This is a genomic window from Pseudoxanthomonas putridarboris, from assembly GCF_038321125.1.
Lineage (GTDB): Bacteria > Pseudomonadota > Gammaproteobacteria > Xanthomonadales > Xanthomonadaceae > Pseudoxanthomonas_A > Pseudoxanthomonas_A putridarboris.
Genome location: NZ_JBBWWT010000018.1, coordinates 1 through 16592 on the forward strand (window position 1 = coordinate 1; position 16592 = coordinate 16592).

The 16592-nt window shown below is 65.6% G+C and carries 13 protein-coding genes and 1 tRNA gene; all 14 read right to left on the reverse strand.

Annotated features, from left to right (window positions below; all coding sequences use genetic code 11):
• Nucleotides 1-123 (reverse strand): GTP-binding protein (locus AAD027_RS18795; RefSeq protein WP_233348216.1); only part of this gene is annotated, 123 nt, incomplete at its 3' end.
• A gap of 127 nt (nucleotides 124-250) precedes the next feature.
• Nucleotides 251-2341 (reverse strand): elongation factor G, encoded by a 2091-nt coding sequence (fusA, locus tag AAD027_RS18800; protein WP_341727572.1) that lies wholly within the window; start codon nucleotides 2339-2341, stop codon nucleotides 251-253.
• Nucleotides 2342-2522: 181 nt separating this feature from the next.
• Complete coding sequence (gene rpsG, locus AAD027_RS18805; RefSeq protein ID WP_341727573.1) at nucleotides 2523-2990, reverse strand: 30S ribosomal protein S7; 468 nt, start codon at nucleotides 2988-2990, stop codon at nucleotides 2523-2525.
• Between the two features lie 11 nt (nucleotides 2991-3001).
• The gene (gene rpsL, locus AAD027_RS18810; protein WP_267793401.1) at nucleotides 3002-3376 is read right to left on the reverse strand and encodes a 30S ribosomal protein S12; all 375 of its coding nucleotides are present in this window, start codon (nucleotides 3374-3376) and stop codon (nucleotides 3002-3004) included.
• Nucleotides 3377-3608: 232 nt separating this feature from the next.
• Nucleotides 3609-7832 carry a DNA-directed RNA polymerase subunit beta' gene (gene rpoC / locus AAD027_RS18815; RefSeq protein ID WP_341727574.1) on the reverse strand — a complete coding sequence of 1408 codons (4224 nt, stop codon included), beginning with the start codon at nucleotides 7830-7832 and terminating at the stop codon, nucleotides 3609-3611.
• Between the two features lie 92 nt (nucleotides 7833-7924).
• Entirely contained in the window at nucleotides 7925-12073 is a 4149-nt protein-coding gene (rpoB, locus tag AAD027_RS18820) for a DNA-directed RNA polymerase subunit beta (RefSeq protein ID WP_341727575.1), read from the reverse strand.
• Nucleotides 12074-12380: 307 nt separating this feature from the next.
• Nucleotides 12381-12755 carry a 50S ribosomal protein L7/L12 gene (rplL, locus tag AAD027_RS18825; RefSeq protein WP_341727576.1) on the reverse strand — a complete coding sequence of 125 codons (375 nt, stop codon included), beginning with the start codon at nucleotides 12753-12755 and terminating at the stop codon, nucleotides 12381-12383.
• A gap of 66 nt (nucleotides 12756-12821) precedes the next feature.
• Nucleotides 12822-13349: a 50S ribosomal protein L10 gene (rplJ, locus tag AAD027_RS18830; protein ID WP_341727577.1), complete on the reverse strand. Its 528-nt coding sequence runs from the start codon at nucleotides 13347-13349 to the stop codon at nucleotides 12822-12824.
• 540 nt (nucleotides 13350-13889) lie between these two features.
• The gene (gene rplA, locus AAD027_RS18835) at nucleotides 13890-14588 is read right to left on the reverse strand and encodes a 50S ribosomal protein L1 (RefSeq protein ID WP_341727578.1); all 699 of its coding nucleotides are present in this window, start codon (nucleotides 14586-14588) and stop codon (nucleotides 13890-13892) included.
• A 3-nt stretch (nucleotides 14589-14591) separates the two neighbouring features.
• A complete protein-coding gene (gene rplK / locus AAD027_RS18840; RefSeq protein ID WP_079723278.1) occupies nucleotides 14592-15020 on the reverse strand; it encodes a 50S ribosomal protein L11 in 429 nt (142 codons plus the stop codon).
• 197 nt (nucleotides 15021-15217) lie between these two features.
• On the reverse strand, nucleotides 15218-15775 hold the full coding sequence (gene nusG, locus AAD027_RS18845) for a transcription termination/antitermination protein NusG (protein ID WP_341727579.1): 558 nt from the start codon (nucleotides 15773-15775) through the stop codon (nucleotides 15218-15220).
• A 13-nt stretch (nucleotides 15776-15788) separates the two neighbouring features.
• Complete coding sequence (gene secE, locus AAD027_RS18850) at nucleotides 15789-16178, reverse strand: preprotein translocase subunit SecE (protein ID WP_341727580.1); 390 nt, start codon at nucleotides 16176-16178, stop codon at nucleotides 15789-15791.
• Between the two features lie 66 nt (nucleotides 16179-16244).
• Nucleotides 16245-16320: transfer RNA gene (locus AAD027_RS18855), tRNA-Trp, on the reverse strand.
• A gap of 152 nt (nucleotides 16321-16472) precedes the next feature.
• A partial coding sequence (locus AAD027_RS18860; protein WP_486660060.1) for an EF-Tu C-terminal domain-related protein occupies nucleotides 16473-16592 on the reverse strand: 120 nt, incomplete at its 5' end.

Here is a 16592-nt window from a genome sequence, read left to right on the forward strand (position 1 = left end):
ACCGAAACGCTCCGCGCCGATCTTCGTCAGCGCCGCCGTCAGCGTCGTCTTGCCGTGGTCCACGTGACCAATCGTGCCCACGTTCACGTGCGGCTTGGTGCGTTCGAATTTACCCTTTGCCATTTCTGAAAACTCCGATATTGGGGATTTGGGATTGGGGATCGGGGAAAGCGGGATCCGTGCTCTTACGGCTTTCAACAGCCGTATGGCTGGTCATCTCGAATCCCGAATCCCGAATCTCTGCTCTTGATCAATTCTTCTTGACCACCGCGTCGGCGATGTTGGCCGGCGCTTCGGCGTAGTGGTCGAACTCCATCGAGAACGTGGCGCGACCCTGCGACATCGAACGCAGCGTGGTGGCGTAGCCGAACATTTCGCCCAGCGGCACCATCGCGTTGATCACCTTGCCGGACGGACTGTCGTCCTGGCCCTGCAGGATGCCGCGACGACGGCTCACGTCGCCCATCACGTCGCCCAGGTAATCCTCCGGGGTGACGATCTCGACCTTCATCATCGGCTCCAGCAGGACCGGGCTGGCCTTGCCGAAGGCTTCCTTGAACGCCATCGAGCCGGCGACCTTGAACGCCATTTCGTTGGAGTCGACGTCATGGAACGAACCGTCCACGGCCTTGATGGCCACGTCGACCACCGGGAAGCCGGCCAGCGGGCCGCTCTTCATGGCGTCCTCGATACCCTTGCCCGCCGCGGCGACGTATTCCTTCGGCACCACGCCGCCGACGATCGCGCTTTCGTACGAGAAGCCCGTACCGCGCTCGACCGGCGACATTTCGATGACGATGTGGCCGTACTGGCCGCGACCGCCCGACTGGCGCACGAACTTGCCTTCCTGCTTGACCGCCTTGCGGATGGTCTCGCGGTAGGCCACCTGCGGCTTGCCGACGTTGGCTTCCACGTTGAACTCTCGCTTCATGCGGTCGACGATGATTTCCAGGTGCAGCTCGCCCATGCCCGAGATGATGGTCTGGCCGGACTCCTCGTCGGTCTTGACGCGGAACGAGGGATCTTCCTGCGCCAGACGGCCCAGCGCCAGGCCCATCTTCTCCTGGTCCGACTTGGTCTTCGGCTCCACCGCCATCGAGATGACGGGTTCCGGGAACACCATGCGCTCCAGGGTGATGATGTGGTCCTGCGAGCACAGCGTGTCGCCGGTGGTGACGTCCTTCAGGCCCACCGCCGCGGCGATGTCGCCGGCGCGCACTTCCTTGATCTCGTCGCGCTGGTTGGAATGCATCTGCAGGATGCGGCCCACGCGTTCCTTCTTCGACTTGACCGGGTTGTACACCTGGTCGCCGGAGTTGAGCACGCCCGAGTAGACGCGGAAGAAGGTCAGCGAACCGACGAACGGGTCGGTCATGATCTTGAACGCCAGCGCGGAGAACGGCTCGTTGTCGCCGGCCTTGCGGGTGTCTTCCTTCTCGTTCTCGTCCACGCCCTGCACCGGCGGACGATCCGTCGGCGACGGCAGCAGCTGGATCACGCCGTCCAGCATGGCCTGCACGCCCTTGTTCTTGAACGCGCTGCCGCAGTAGACGGGGATCACTTCCACCTTCAGGGTGCGCTCGCGCAGGCCGGCGATGATCTCGGCCTCGGACAGGTCGCCCTCGTTGAGGTACTTGTCCATCAGCTCTTCGCTGGCTTCGGCGGCGGCCTCGACCATGAACGCGCGCTCGGCCGCGGCCTTCTCGGCCAGCTCGGCCGGGATGTCGCGGTATTCGAACTTGGTGCCCTGCGATGCGACGTCCCAATGGATGTACTTCATCTTCAGCAGGTCGATGACGCCCTCGAAGCCGTCCTCGGCACCGACCGGCACCTGCATCGGCACCGGGTACGCGCCCAGGCGCGACTTCAGTTGCTCGACGACCTTGTCGAAGTTGGCGCCGGTGCGGTCCATCTTGTTGACGAAGGCCAGGCGCGGCACGGCGTACTTGTTGGCCTGGCGCCACACGGTCTCGGACTGCGGCTGCACGCCGCCGACGGCGCACAGCACGAACACCGCGCCGTCCAGCACGCGCAGCGAACGCTCGACTTCGATGGTGAAGTCCACGTGACCGGGAGTGTCGATGATGTTGAAGCGATGCTGCGGCATGGACTTGTCCATGCCCGTCCAGAACGCCGTGGTGGCGGCGGACGTGATGGTGATGCCGCGCTCCTGCTCCTGCTCCATCCAGTCCATGGTCGCGGCGCCATCGTGCACTTCACCGATCTTGTGGCTGACGCCGGTGTAGAACAGGATGCGCTCGGACGTGGTGGTCTTGCCGGCGTCGATGTGCGCCATGATGCCGAAATTGCGGTAACGCTCGATGGGAGTGGTGCGAGCCACGACAGTCTCTCTTATCTTGTTGGAGGCCGGTTGCGCGGGCGCGACGGGCTTTCCGTGGAGGGCGATCTAGATGGCCGAACGCCGCCTTGCGGCGGCCTTCGGGTTCTTCGTGCGGCGAACTGAGCCGCCATGGGCACACAGATGGTGCCAAAGGCCCCTGCTTGCAAGGGCCCCCAGGCCGTTACCAGCGGTAGTGCGCGAACGCCTTGTTCGCTTCCGCCATGCGGTGGGTTTCTTCACGCTTCTTGATGGCGCCGCCACGGTTCTCGGAGGCGTCCAGCAGTTCCGCCGCCAGCTTGCGCGGCATGGAGTTCTCGCCGCGCTTGCGGGCGGACTCGATCAGCCAGCGCATGGCCAGCGCCAGGCGGCGCGAGGCGCGCACTTCGACGGGCACCTGGTAGGTGGCGCCGCCGACGCGGCGGGACTTCACTTCCACCGCCGGGGCAACGTTGTCCAGCGCCTTCTCGACCAGTTCGAGGGCGTTGGGGTTCTTCTCGCCGATGACGTCCATGGCGCCGTACACGATCTTCTCGGCGACGGACTTCTTGCCGCTGAGCATGACCATGTTGATGAAACGGGCGATCGTCTGGCTGCCGTGCTTGGGGTCCGGCAGGACTTCACGCTGGGGGGTTGAGCCTTTACGCGACATGTTCTAGTTCCTCAAGCCTTCGGGCGCTTGGCGCCGTACTTGGAGCGACCCTGGCGACGCTTGGCGACGCCGGAGGCGTCCAGCGAGCCGCGGACGGTGTGGTAGCGCACGCCCGGCAGGTCCTTCACGCGGCCGCCGCGCACCAGCACCACGGAGTGCTCCTGCAGGTTGTGGCCTTCACCGCCGATGTAGCTGATGATTTCTTCCTGGTTGGTCAGGCGCACCTTGGCCACCTTGCGAAGGGCCGAGTTCGGCTTCTTCGGCGTGGTGGTGTAGACGCGCGTGCACACGCCGCGACGCTGCGGGCACTTGTCCAGCGCGGGCGACTGGCTCTTGTACGTGGGGGCCTGCCGCGGCTTGCGGACCAGCTGATTGACGGTTGCCATAGTGGATTCTTCGTGTGAAGGCCGGAGCCTTGTTTGCGTGAAAACGAAGGCAGGCCGAAACCGGCCCACCTAGACGGAAAAGTATAGCGGGCATTCGGCCCCACCGTCAACGCGACGGGGGGCCGATGCCTGCTTACCGACTGCGATCCCGCCCTTCCTGGGCCGAAAACGAGGCGCCTCCTGCGCCTCATTTCGTGGTCTGGGGCGGCCCAAGGCCGCCGGCATTGCGGGTTTAGCTGGCGCTGGACTCCTCGCCGGCGTCTTCGGTGGCCGCCACCGGGGCGGCTTCGGTGCCGCCGCCGGACAGCGCGTCCACTTCGGCTTCGGTCAGGCCGGAGGCGTCGCGGCGGCGCTGGTTGTGGTACGCCAGGCCGGTACCGGCCGGGATCAGGCGACCCACGATGACGTTTTCCTTCAGGCCGCGCAGGTTGTCCTTGGTGCCGCGGACGGCCGCCTCGGTCAGCACGCGGGTGGTCTCCTGGAAGGAGGCCGCGGAGATGAACGATTCGGTGGCCAGCGACGCCTTGGTGATGCCCAGCAGGACCGGGTCGTACTTGGCGGGCAGTTCGTTGCGGGCGGCGATCTTGGCGTTCTCCTCGATCATGCGCTGCTTCTCGACCTGCTCGCCGGCCAGGAACTTGCTGTTGCCGGCGTCGGTGACCTCGACCTTGCGCAGCATCTGGCGGGTGATCACCTCGATGTGCTTGTCGTTGATCTTCACGCCCTGCAGGCGATAGACGTCCTGGATTTCCTTGACCAGGTAGGCCGCCAGCGGTTCCACGCCCAGCAGGCGCAGGATGTCCTGCGGGCTCGGCTCGCCGTCCACGATCGTTTCGCCCTTGGCCACGTGCTCGCCTTCGAACACGATGATCTGGCGGAACTTCGGGATCAGCTCTTCGTGCTCGGAACCATCGGTGTCCTTGATGATCAGGCGCTGCTTGCCCTTGGTGTCCTTGCCGAAGCTGATGACGCCGGAGCGCTCGGCCAGGATCGCCGGGTCCTTCGGCTTGCGGGCTTCGAACAGGTCGGCCACGCGCGGCAGGCCGCCGGTGATGTCGCGGGTCTTGGACGCTTCCTGCGGCACCTTGGTCACCACGTCGCCCACGCCGACGGGCGCGCCGTCCTGCAGGTTGACGATCGAGCGCGGCGGCAGCAGGTACTGCGCCGGCAGGTCGGTGCCCGGGATGCTCAGGTCCTTGCCGTCCTTGTCCACGATGCGCACGATCGGGCGCAGGTCCTTGCCCTGCGAACCGCGACGCTTCGGATCGGTGATCTCGCGCGAGGCCAGGCCGGTCAGTTCGTCGGTCTTCTCGATGACGGTGACGCCGTCGACGAAGTCCACGAAGCGCACGAAGCCGGCAACTTCCGACACGATCGGGTGGTTATGCGGATCCCAGTTGGCCACGGCCTGGCCGGCGGTGATCTGGTCGCCGTCCTTGACGTTGATGGTGGCGCCGTAGGGCAGCTTGTAGCGCTCGCGCTCGCGGCCATGACCGTCCAGCACCGACAGTTCGCCCGAACGCGACACCGCGACCAGGTGGCCGTTGGCGTGCTCGACGAACTTCAGGTTGTTGAACTTGATGGAGCCGGTGGTCTTGACGGTGATGTTGTCCACCGCCGCCGCACGCGACGCCGCGCCGCCGATGTGGAACGTGCGCATGGTCAGCTGGGTGCCGGGCTCGCCGATCGACTGCGCGGCGATGACGCCGACCGCTTCGCCGATGTTGACGATGTGGCCACGGGCCAGGTCGCGGCCGTAGCAGTGCGCGCAGACGCCGAAGTCGGATTCGCAGGTGATGGTGGAACGCACCTTCAACGACTGCACGCCGGCCTCTTCCAGCTTGGCCACCCAGGCTTCGTCCAGCAGGGTGTTGCGGGTGACGATGGGATCCTCGTCGTTGCCCGGCAGGAACACGTCCTCGGCCACGATGCGGCCCAGCACGCGGTCGCGCAGCGGCTCGACCACGTCGCCGCCTTCCACGATCGGGGTCATGGTCAGGCCTTCGGACGTGCCGCAATCCACCTCGGTGATCACCACGTCCTGCGCCACGTCGACCAGGCGACGGGTCAGGTAACCGGAGTTGGCGGTCTTCAGCGCGGTGTCGGCCAGGCCCTTGCGGGCGCCGTGGGTGGAGTTGAAGTACTCCTGCACGTTCAGGCCTTCGCGGAAGTTCGCCTTGATGGGCGTCTCGATGATCGAACCGTCGGGACGGGCCATCAGGCCGCGCATGCCGGCCAGCTGGCGGATCTGCGCCTGCGAACCACGCGCGCCGGAGTCGGCCATGATGTACAGCGAGTTCATCGACTTCTCGTTGATGGTCTCGCCCTTGGCGTTCTTCACCTTGTCGGTGCCGATGGTGTCCATCATCGCCTTGGCGATGCGCTCGTTGGTGCGCGACCAGATGTCGACCACCTTGTTGTAGCGCTCGCCGGCGGTGACCAGGCCGCTCTGGTACTGCTCCTGGATTTCCAGCACTTCCTGTTCGGCCTCGCCCAGGATGCCCTTCTTCTCGGCCGGGATCAGCATGTCGTCGATGCCGATGGAGACGCCGGCGCGCGTGGCGTACGCGAAGCCGGTGTACATCAGCTTGTCGGCGAACACGACCGTGTCCTTCAGGCCCAGCATGCGGTAGCTGGAGTTGATCAGGCGGCTGATGGCCTTCTTGTTCAACTCGGTGTTGACCAGGGCGAACGGCAGGCCTTCCGGCAGGATTTCCGCCAGCAGGGCGCGGCCGATCGTGGTGTCCACGATGCTGGTCTGCTTGCTGCGGCCGCCTTCCTCGTCGATCACGGTGCCGCTGATGCGGACCTTGACCTTGGCGTGCAGCTCGACGGCGCGGTTGTCGTACGCGCGCTTGACCTCGGCGATGTTGGCGAACGCCATGCCCTCGCCCTTCTTGTTCTCCAGCGCGCGGGTCATGTAGTACAGGCCCAGCACGACGTCCTGCGACGGCACGATGATCGGCTCGCCGTTGGCCGGCGACAGGATGTTGTTGGAGGACATCATCAGCGCGCGCGCTTCCAGCTGCGCTTCCAGCGACAGCGGCACGTGCACGGCCATCTGGTCACCGTCGAAGTCGGCGTTGAACGCGGTGCAGACCAGCGGATGCAGCTGGATGGCCTTGCCTTCGATCAGCACCGGCTCGAACGCCTGGATGCCCAGGCGGTGCAGGGTCGGGGCGCGGTTCAGCAGCACCGGGTGTTCGCGGATGACTTCTTCCAGGATGTCCCAGACTTCCGCTTCTTCGCGCTCGACCAGCTTCTTGGCGGCCTTGATGGTGGTGGCCAGGCCGCGGCGCTGCAGCTTGGCGAACACGAACGGCTTGAACAGCTCCAGCGCCATCTTCTTCGGCAGGCCGCACTCGTGCAGGCGCAGGGTCGGGCCGACCACGATGACCGAACGGCCCGAGTAGTCGACGCGCTTGCCCAGCAGGTTCTGGCGGAAGCGGCCCTGCTTGCCCTTGATCATGTCGGCCAGCGACTTCAGCGGGCGCTTGTTGGTGCCGGTGATGGCGCGGCCGCGGCGGCCGTTGTCCATCAGGGCATCCACCGACTCCTGCAGCATGCGCTTTTCGTTGCGCACGATGATGTCCGGAGCATTGAGCTCCAGCAGGCGGCGCAGGCGGTTGTTGCGGTTGATGACGCGGCGGTACAGATCATTGAGGTCGGAGGTCGCGAAGCGGCCACCGTCCAGCGGCACCAGCGGACGCAGGTCCGGCGGCAGCACCGGCAGCACGGTCATGACCATCCATTCCGGACGGTTGCCCGATTCCAGGAAGGCCTCGATCAGCTTGATGCGCTTGGTGAGGCGCTTGAGCTTGGTCTCGGAGTTGGTGCTGGCGATTTCCTCGCGCAGGTTGACCATCTCGGCCTGCAGGTCGATGGTGCGCAGCAGGTCGTAGACGGCCTCGGCGCCCATGGCGGCGTCGAAGTCGTCGCCGTGCTCCTGGCGCGCCTGCATGAACTGCTCTTCGGTCAGCAGCTGGCGGCGTTCCAGCGTGGTCAGGCCCGGCTCGGTGACGACGTAGGCCTCGAAGTACAGCACGCGCTCGATGTCGCGCAGGGTCATGTCCAACATCAGGCCGATGCGCGACGGCAGCGACTTCAGGAACCAGATGTGCGCGACCGGGCTGGCCAGGTCGATGTGGCCCATGCGCTCGCGGCGCACCTTGGCCAGCGTCACTTCCGTGCCGCACTTCTCGCAGACCACGCCGCGGTGCTTCATGCGCTTGTACTTGCCGCACAGGCACTCGTAATCCTTGATCGGGCCGAAGATGGCCGAGCAGAACAGGCCGTCGCGTTCCGGCTTGAAGGTGCGGTAATTGATGGTTTCCGGCTTCTTCACTTCGCCGAAGGACCACGAGCGGATCAGGTCCGGCGAGGCCAGCGCGATCTTGATGGCGTCGAAGTCCAACGTCGGGCGCTGCTGGTTGAAGAGGTTGAGCAGGTCTTTCATTTTGTTTCTCCGTCAGGAGGAATCTTTGTCGAGGGCGGGTTGACCGTGTTCGGCGGGCGCGGAGGCGGGTCGATGCCCCCGCGCCACTTGGATCAGTCTTCCAGTTCCATGTTGATGGCCAGGGAGCGGATTTCCTTCACCAGCACGTTGAAGGACTCCGGCATGCCCGCGACCATCTCGTGGGCGCCGTCGACGATGTTCTTGTACATCTGGTTGCGGCCCTGCACGTCGTCCGACTTGACCGTCAGCATTTCCTGCAGGGTGTGCGCCGCGCCGTAGGCTTCCAGCGCCCAGACTTCCATTTCGCCGAAGCGCTGGCCGCCGAACTGCGCCTTGCCGCCCAGCGGCTGCTGGGTGACGAGCGAGTACGGACCGGTGGAACGCGCGTGCATCTTGTCGTCCACCAGGTGGTTCAGCTTCAGCATGTGCATGTAGCCGACCGTGGTGTGGCGGTCGAACGCCTCGCCGGTGCGGCCGTCGTACAGCTGGGTCTGGCCGCTGATCGGCAGGTCGGCGAGTTCGAGCATGTGCTTGATCTCGGTCTCGGCCGCGCCGTCGAACACCGGGGTGGCCATCGGCACGCCGTCGGTCAGGTTCTTGGCCAGCGCGATCAGTTCCTCGTCGCTGAACTGGTCCAGGTCCACGCGGTCCTCGCCCAGCTTCTGGTCGTGGTTGTAGATCTGGGTCAGGAACTTGCGCAGGTCGGCGACCTTGGCCTGGGCTTCCAGCATGTTCTGGATCTTCCTGCCCAGTCCCTTGGCGGCCCAGCCCAGGTGCACTTCCAGCACCTGGCCGATGTTCATGCGCGACGGCACGCCCAGCGGGTTCAGCACGATGTCCACGGTTTCGCCGGTGGCCATGTACGGCATGTCCTCGACCGGCACGATGGTCGACACCACGCCCTTGTTGCCGTGGCGGCCGGCCATCTTGTCGCCCGGCTGGATGCGACGCTTCACGGCCAGGTACACCTTGACCATCTTCAGCACGCCCGGGGCGAGGTCGTCGCCGGCGGTGATCTTGCCGCGCTTGTCGGCGAAGCGGCGCTCGAACTCCTTCTCGTGCGCCTGGATCTGCTTCTGGGCGCGCTCGATGGCGTCGGACGCGTCGTCGTCCTTCATGCGCAGGGTGAACCACTCGGACTTCTTCAGGCTGTCGAGGTAGGCGTCGGTGATGGCATCGCCCTTCTTCAGGTTCGGGCCGCCGTTGGCCACCTTGCCGACCAGCTGCGAGCGCAGGCGGGCGTAGATGGCGCCTTCCAGGATGCGGAACTGGTCGTCGAAGTCCTTCTTGACGCGCTTGATCTCGTTTTCCTCGATCTGGCGCGCGCGCTTGTCCTTCTCGATGCCGTCACGGGTGAAGACCTGCACGTCGATGACGGTGCCGTCCATGCCCGGCGGCACGCGCAGCGAGCTGTCCTTCACGTCGGAGGCCTTCTCGCCGAAGATCGCGCGCAGCAGCTTCTCCTCGGGGGTCAGCTGGCTCTCGCCCTTCGGCGTGACCTTGCCCACCATGATGTCGCCGGCGCGCACTTCGGCGCCGATGTACACCACGCCGCTCTCGTCCAGGCGGTTCAGCGCCTGCTCGGAGACGTTGGGGATGTCGGCGGAGATTTCCTCCGGACCCAGCTTGGTGTCGCGCGCGACGCAGGTCAGCTCCTCGATGTGGATCGTGGTGTAGCGATCCTCCTCCACCACGCGCTCGGAGAGCAGGATGGAGTCCTCGAAGTTGTAGCCGTTCCACGGCATGAACGCGATCAGCATGTTCTGGCCCAGGGCCAGCTCGCCGATGTCGGTGGACGGACCGTCGGCCAGCACGTCGCCGCGCGCCACCACGTCGCCCACGTTCACCAGCGGGCGCTGGTTGATGCAGGTGTTCTGGTTGGAACGGGTGTACTTGATCAGCGAGTAGATATCCACGCCGGCATCGTGCTCGCCGGAGATCTCCTCCTCGTTGGCCTTGACCACGATGCGGCCGGCGTCGATCTGCTCGACCACGCCGCCACGGCGGGCGTTGACGGTCACGCCGGAGTCACGCGCCACGGCGCGCTCGATGCCGGTGCCGACCAGCGGCTTCTGCGCGCGCAGCGTCGGCACGGCCTGGCGCTGCATGTTGGCGCCCATCAGCGCGCGGTTGGCGTCGTCGTGCTCCAGGAACGGCACCAGCGCCGCGGCGACCGACACGGTCTGCATCGGCGACACGTCCATGTAGTGCACTTCGCTCGGCGGCTTCAGCAGCGATTCGCCCTGGAATCGACACGGCACGAACTGCTCGGTCAGGCGGCTCTTGGCGTCGTGCAGGGCGTTGGCCTGGGCGATGACGTACTCGTTCTCCTCGATCGCCGACAGGTACTCGATCTCGTCGGTGATCACGCCGTCCACGACCTTGCGGTACGGGGTCTCGAGGAAGCCGTAGCCGTTGGTGCGGGCGTACACGGCCAGCGAGTTGATCAGGCCGATGTTCGGGCCTTCCGGCGTCTCGATGGTGCAGACGCGGCCGTAGTGGGTCGGGTGCACGTCGCGCACTTCGAAGCCGGCGCGCTCACGGGTCAGGCCGCCCGGGCCCAGCGCGGAGACGCGGCGCTTGTGGGTGACTTCCGACAGCGGGTTGTTCTGGTCCATGAACTGCGACAGCTGCGAGGAGCCGAAGAACTCCTTGATCGCGGCGGCCACCGGCTTGGCGTTGATCAGTTCCTGCGGGGTCAGGCCTTCGCTTTCGGCCATCGACAGGCGTTCCTTCACGGCGCGCTCCACGCGCACCAGGCCAACGCGGAACACGTTCTCGGCCATTTCGCCGACCGAACGCACGCGGCGGTTGCCCAGGTGGTCGATGTCGTCCACGGTGCCGCGGCCGTTGCGGATCTCGGTCAGGACCTTGATGACGTCCAGGATGTCCGATGTCTCGCCCAAGGTGGCGACCAGGCGCTTGGCTTCCTCGTCGTTGCGCGCGCCGTAGTACTTCTTGTCGTACAGCACGGCTTCGCCGGTGGTTTCCTTGCGGCCCACGCGACGGTTGAACTTCATGCGGCCGACCGTGGACAGGTCGTAGCGCTCGAAGGTGAAGAACAGGTTGTGGAACAGGTTCTGCGCGGCGTCCTTGGTCGGCGGCTCGCCCGGGCGCATCATGCGGTAGATCTCGACCAGCGCTTCCAGCTGGGTCTTGGTCGGGTCGATGCGCAGGGTGTTGGAGAGGTACGGGCCGCGGTCCAGGTCATTGACCCACAGCGTGCCGACCGCGTCCACGCCGGCCTTGCGGAACTTGGCCAGCTGGTCCTCGGTGACTTCGTCGTTGGCGGTGGCCAGCAGCTCGCCGGTGTTGGCGTCGATCACGTCGTGCGACAGGATGCGGCCCACCAGGTACTCGTCGGGCACGGCCAGCGCGGCGATGCCGGACTGCTCCAGCTGCTTGACGTGGCGCGCGGTGATGCGCTTGCCGGCCTCGACGATGACCTTGTCGCCATCGGCCAGGTCGAAGTTCAGCGTCTCGCCGCGCAGGCGCTCGGCCACCAGTTCCAGCTGCACGCCTTCGGGCAGGATGTGGAAGGTGTTGATGTCGAAGAATTCGTTGAGCATCTCCTCGTTGGAGTAGCCCAGCGCGCGCAGCAGGATGGTCACCGGCAGCTTGCGGCGACGGTCGATGCGGGTGAACAGCGCGTCCTTCGGGTCGAACTCGAAGTCCAGCCAGGAGCCGCGGTAAGGAATGATGCGGGCGCTGTACAGCAGCTTGCCCGAGCTGTGGGTCTTGCCGCGGTCGTGGTCGAAGAACACGCCCGGCGAACGGTGCAGCTGCGACACGATGACGCGCTCGGTGCCGTTGACGATGAAGGTGCCGTTGTCGGTCATGAGCGGGATCTCGCCCAGGTAGACCTCCTGCTCCTTCACGTACTTGATGGCCTTGGTGGACGACTCGCGGTCGTAGATCACCAGGCGCACGGTGACGCGCAGCGGGGCGCCGTAGCTCAGGCCGCGGTTGCGGCACTCGCGCTCGTCGAACACCGGCTCGCCCAGCTTGTAGCCGACGTATTCCAGCGCGGCGTTGCCGCTGTAGCTGACGATGGGGAACACCGACTTCAATGCGGCATGCAGGCCCTTGTCGTCGCGCTTGGCGCTATCGGTGTGCTCCTGCAGGAACTCGCGATAGGAATCGACCTGGATGGCCAGCAGGAACGGCACTTCCAGGATCGAACGCTGCTTGCCGAAGTCCTTGCGGATGCGCTTCTTTTCGGTGAACGAGTATGTCGTCATTTGACTTTGCCTTTGGCAGCGTGGGCCGCGCGTCCGCGACCACACGGGGGACATTCTTTCGAACGGGGGAATTTTCAGTTGGAAGTCGCTGGTATTGCCGGCACCAGCACGCCTTCTGCCGCTACTTCCAACTACAAACTCTGCAAAGCCGGGATCAGTGATTCGGGATGGGGGATTGGCGGAAGCCGCGGCTTCCCGAATCCCGAATCCCGTCTCTCGAATCCCGGCACTTCAACAACGACCGAAGGCCAGGGGCTTTCGCCCCCGGCCTCGGGTTGTCGCCAATGGAACCCGGCGACGGAAAAACTTACTTGATCTCGACGGTCGCACCGGCGGCTTCGAGGTCCTTCTTGAACTTGTCGGAGTCTTCCTTCGACACGGCTTCCTTGACGGTCTGCGGGGCGCCTTCGACCAGGTCCTTGGCTTCCTTCAGGCCCAGGCCGGTGATGGCGCGCACGGCCTTGATGACTTCGACCTTCTTCTCGCCGGCGGCCTTCAGGACGACGGTGAACTCGGTCTGCTCTTCGACCGGGGCGGCGGCGGCGGCCGGACCGGCGGCGGCGGCGACCGGGGCGGCGGCGGAGACGCCGAACTTCTCTTCGATGGCCTTGACCAGCTCCATCACTTCCATCAGGGTCTTGCCGGCGATGGCGTCGACGATCTGTTCGTTGGAAAGGGACATGTTGATTACCTTTGGAAAATTTTCTGGAATGGAGTCGCTTCTACATGAAGCGACGGGACGTCGAACTCAGGCGGTTTCGGCAACGGCTTCGGCAGCGACTTCGCCACCGCCCTGCTGGTCGGCCACGGCCTTGACGGCGCGGGCGAACATGCTGGCGGGTTCGGCGAGCACGCGGGCCAACATGGCCAGCGCCTGGTCGCGGGTCGGCAGCGAAGCCAGCACGTCGACATGGCTGGCCGGATACAGCTGGCCACCCACGGAGACGACCTTGGCCTGCAGCTTGTCGTTGCCCTTGGCGAATTCCTTGATCAGACGCCCGGCGGCGCCGGGCTCTTCCGTCGAGAACGCATACAGCAGGGGACCGACGAGCTTTTCCTTGACGCACTCGTATTCGGTACCTTCGACGGCGCGCGAGGCCAGCGTGTTCTTGACAACCTTCAAGTACACGCCGGATTCGCGGGCCTTCTTGCGCATCGCGGTCATTTGACTGACCGTGGTGCCTGCGTATTCGGCGGCGACCAGGGAGTGCGCCTTGGCGGCGACGTCTGCCAGTTCGGCGACAACTTCTTGCTTCTGGGACAGATTGAGAGCCATACACTCCTCACTAATTGACTCCGCTCACGGCTCCTGCCGCTTGCGGTCCTGGACGGCACCCTTCCGTGGGGGCCGGGGACGCGGGTGGCGTCCCGGTGGTGGCCTTTCCGACTGGCTCGCCCCGAGGGGTTTGCACCAGAAAACTTCCAGAAGGCGGCACCATCTGCGCAGGCGCGTTCCCTTGCGGGGACGGATTAAGCGATCCCGCTAGCCACGACGGCGACTCCCTGCCAATGCGAGCTTCCGTGCCCGTCGTCGTTGCGCGCTGACCGCACCTGCGGTCTTTGACGGCTGTCGCTTGCGGCCTGGGGGCCATGGGCGACTGCCCTCAAATTCTTGCTGGCGGCGGTCATCGGACCGCCACCTTTGAAACGTCGTCCCGGCGAAGGCCGGGACCCAGCGACTTTGTTGCTTTCCGGCACCTTGAAACTTGGCTGCAAGGCGCTGGATGACCGGCCATTCGGCCGTTGTAAAGCTCCTCCCGCGTTCGCGGGGATGACGGATTGGCAAAGCCGCGCGCTCAGCGCGCGGGCCAATCCGTCACTTCAAGCTCAGCGAGGACTGGTCCACGGTCACGCCGGGGCCCATGGTGGAGCTGACCGAGATCTTCTGCAGGTACTGGCCCTTGGCGGTGGAAGGCTTGGCCTTCACCAGGTCGGCCAGCAGGGCCTGCAGGTTGGACTTCAGCGCCTCGTCGTCGAAGCTGGCCTTGCCGATCGTGCAGTGGATGATGCCCGCCTTGTCGGTGCGGTAGCGCACCTGGCCCGACTTGGCGTTCTTCACGGCTTCGGCCGGGTTGGCGGACACGGTGCCGACCTTGGGGTTCGGCATCAGGCCGCGCGGGCCCAGCACCGTGCCCAGCTTGCCGACCACGCGCATCGCGTCCGGCGTGGCGATGACCACGTCGTAGTTGATGTCGCCGGCCAGCATCTTCTCGGCCAGGTCGTCCATGCCGACGGCTTCGGCGCCGGCGGCGGCGGCTTCATCGGCCTTGGCGCCGGCGGGGGCGAACACCGCCACGCGTACCGACTTGCCGGTACCGGCCGGCAGCACGGTGGAACCGCGCACCTGCTGGTCCGACTTCTTGGCGTCCACGCCCAGGCGCACGGCGACGTCGACGGACTCGACGAACTTGGCCTGGGTGGCGGACTTGACGATCTTCAGCGCGTCGTCGATGGCGTAGGCCTTGCCCGGGGTCACCGCGGCGAGGATTGCTTTCTGTCGCTTGGTCTGTGCCATCTCTTAACCCTCCACCGTCAGGCCCATGGAGCGGGCGGAACCCGCGATCGTGCGCACCGCCGCGTCCAGGTCGGCCGCGGTCAGGTCGGGCTCCTTCGCCTTGGCGATGTCCTCGAGCTGCTTGCGGGTGACCTTGCCCACCTTCTCGGTGTTGGGGCGCTTGGAGCCGGACTGGATGCCGACGGCCTTCTTCAGCAGGATCGACGCCGGCGGCGTCTTGGTGATGAAGGTGAAGGTACGGTCGGAATAGGCCGTGATGACCACCGGAATCGGCAGGCCCGGCTCCAGCTTCTGCGTGGCGGCGTTGAACGCCTTGCAGAATTCCATGATGTTCAGGCCGCGCTGGCCCAGCGCGGGGCCGACCGGCGGCGAGGGGTTGGCCTGGCCGGCCTTCACCTGCAGCTTGATGTAACCGACAACTTTCTTTGCCATGTGAGTGCTCTCCGGGTGCTAGCGCCTGTGAAGGCTCCCCATCGGACCGGGAAAATCACGCGTCCCGGCATCGCGTTTTGCTTGAACGCGCCAACGGCCACCCGAAGGCGGCCATGGCCCCTGCCCGGCAATCCGTCAGGGAGCCGCGCAGTATATCAGGGTTTTGACGGCCCGCCTGAACGGACCGGGGTGCCGGCTCAGGCCTTCTCGACCTGGCCGAATTCCAGCTCCACGGGGGTGGAGCGGCCGAAGATCAGCACCGCCACGCGCAGGCGGCTCTTCTCGTAGTTGACTTCCTCGACCACGCCGTTGAAGTCGTTGAACGGCCCGTCGATGACGCGGACCATCTCGCCCGGCTCGAACAGCACCTTGGGCCTGGGCTTCTCGACGCCTTCCTGGACGCGATCGAGGATGGCGGCGGCCTCCTCATCGCGGATCGGCAGCGGACGGTCGGCGGTGCCGCCGATGAAGCCCAGCACCTTGGAGGTGTCCTTCACCAGGTGCCAGCTCTCGTTGTCCATGCGCGGGATGCCGCCCTCGTCGTGGGTCTCGATCTGCACCAGCACGTAGCCGGGGAAGAACTTGCGCTCGGAGCGGCGCTTCTGGCCGGAACGCATTTCCACCACTTCCTCGGTCGGGACCAGCACGTCGCCGAAGCGATCCTGCATGCCGTCGCGGACGATACGGTCGCGCAACGCCTGCGCCACGGACTTCTCGAAGCCCGAATAGGCGTGGACCACATACCAACGCTTCACTGCGGCAATCTCCTCAACGACCAAAATTCAGGAACCGCTCGATCAGCGCCTGGATGGCGAAATCGAAACCGGCCAGGATCAAACTCAGAATGATCACCACCACGACCACCACCCAGGTGGTCCGCATGGCTTCCTCGCGGGTCGGCCAGACGACCTTGCGCAGCTCGAAGCGCGACTCGGCCAGGAATTCGCGGGTGTCGCGGCCCTTGGCGGTGCCCAGGAACACCACAGCGCCCAGCACCAGCCCGGACACCACGGCCAGCGAACGCAGCGGCGTGGCCCACTGGCCATTGAACCACCACCACGCCACCAGGCCGCCCGCGACCAGCGCCAGCGCCAGGACGTACTTGGCGATGTCGCCCGTGGAGGTGGCGGCTTTGGATTGTTCGACCTTGCTGTTCAAGTCAACTGTCGCTCTGTTTAACGGTCCGGCCATGGATGGCCGGGCTTCTGCGGAGGAATCCGCGAATGGCACGCCAGGAGGGACTCGAACCCCCAACCTGCGGTTTTGGAGACCGCTGCTCTGCCAATTGAGCTACTGGCGTATCGAACTTGCTGAAGCCTTCCCTTAGACGGCGAAGGCGGACCGTAGTTCCGGCCCGCCCTTTCGTGCTTCATCGAGCCGCTGGATCCCCGCCTGCGCGGGGATGACGGCCTGACAAAGCCGGGCAGGCGTGCGCCCGCCCGGGTCAGGACGTCACTTGATGATCTTGGACACCACGCCGGCGCCGACCGTGCGGCCACCCTCGCGGATCGCGAAACGCAGGCCTTCGTCCATCGCCACCGGGTTGATCAGCGTCACCACCATCTTGATGTT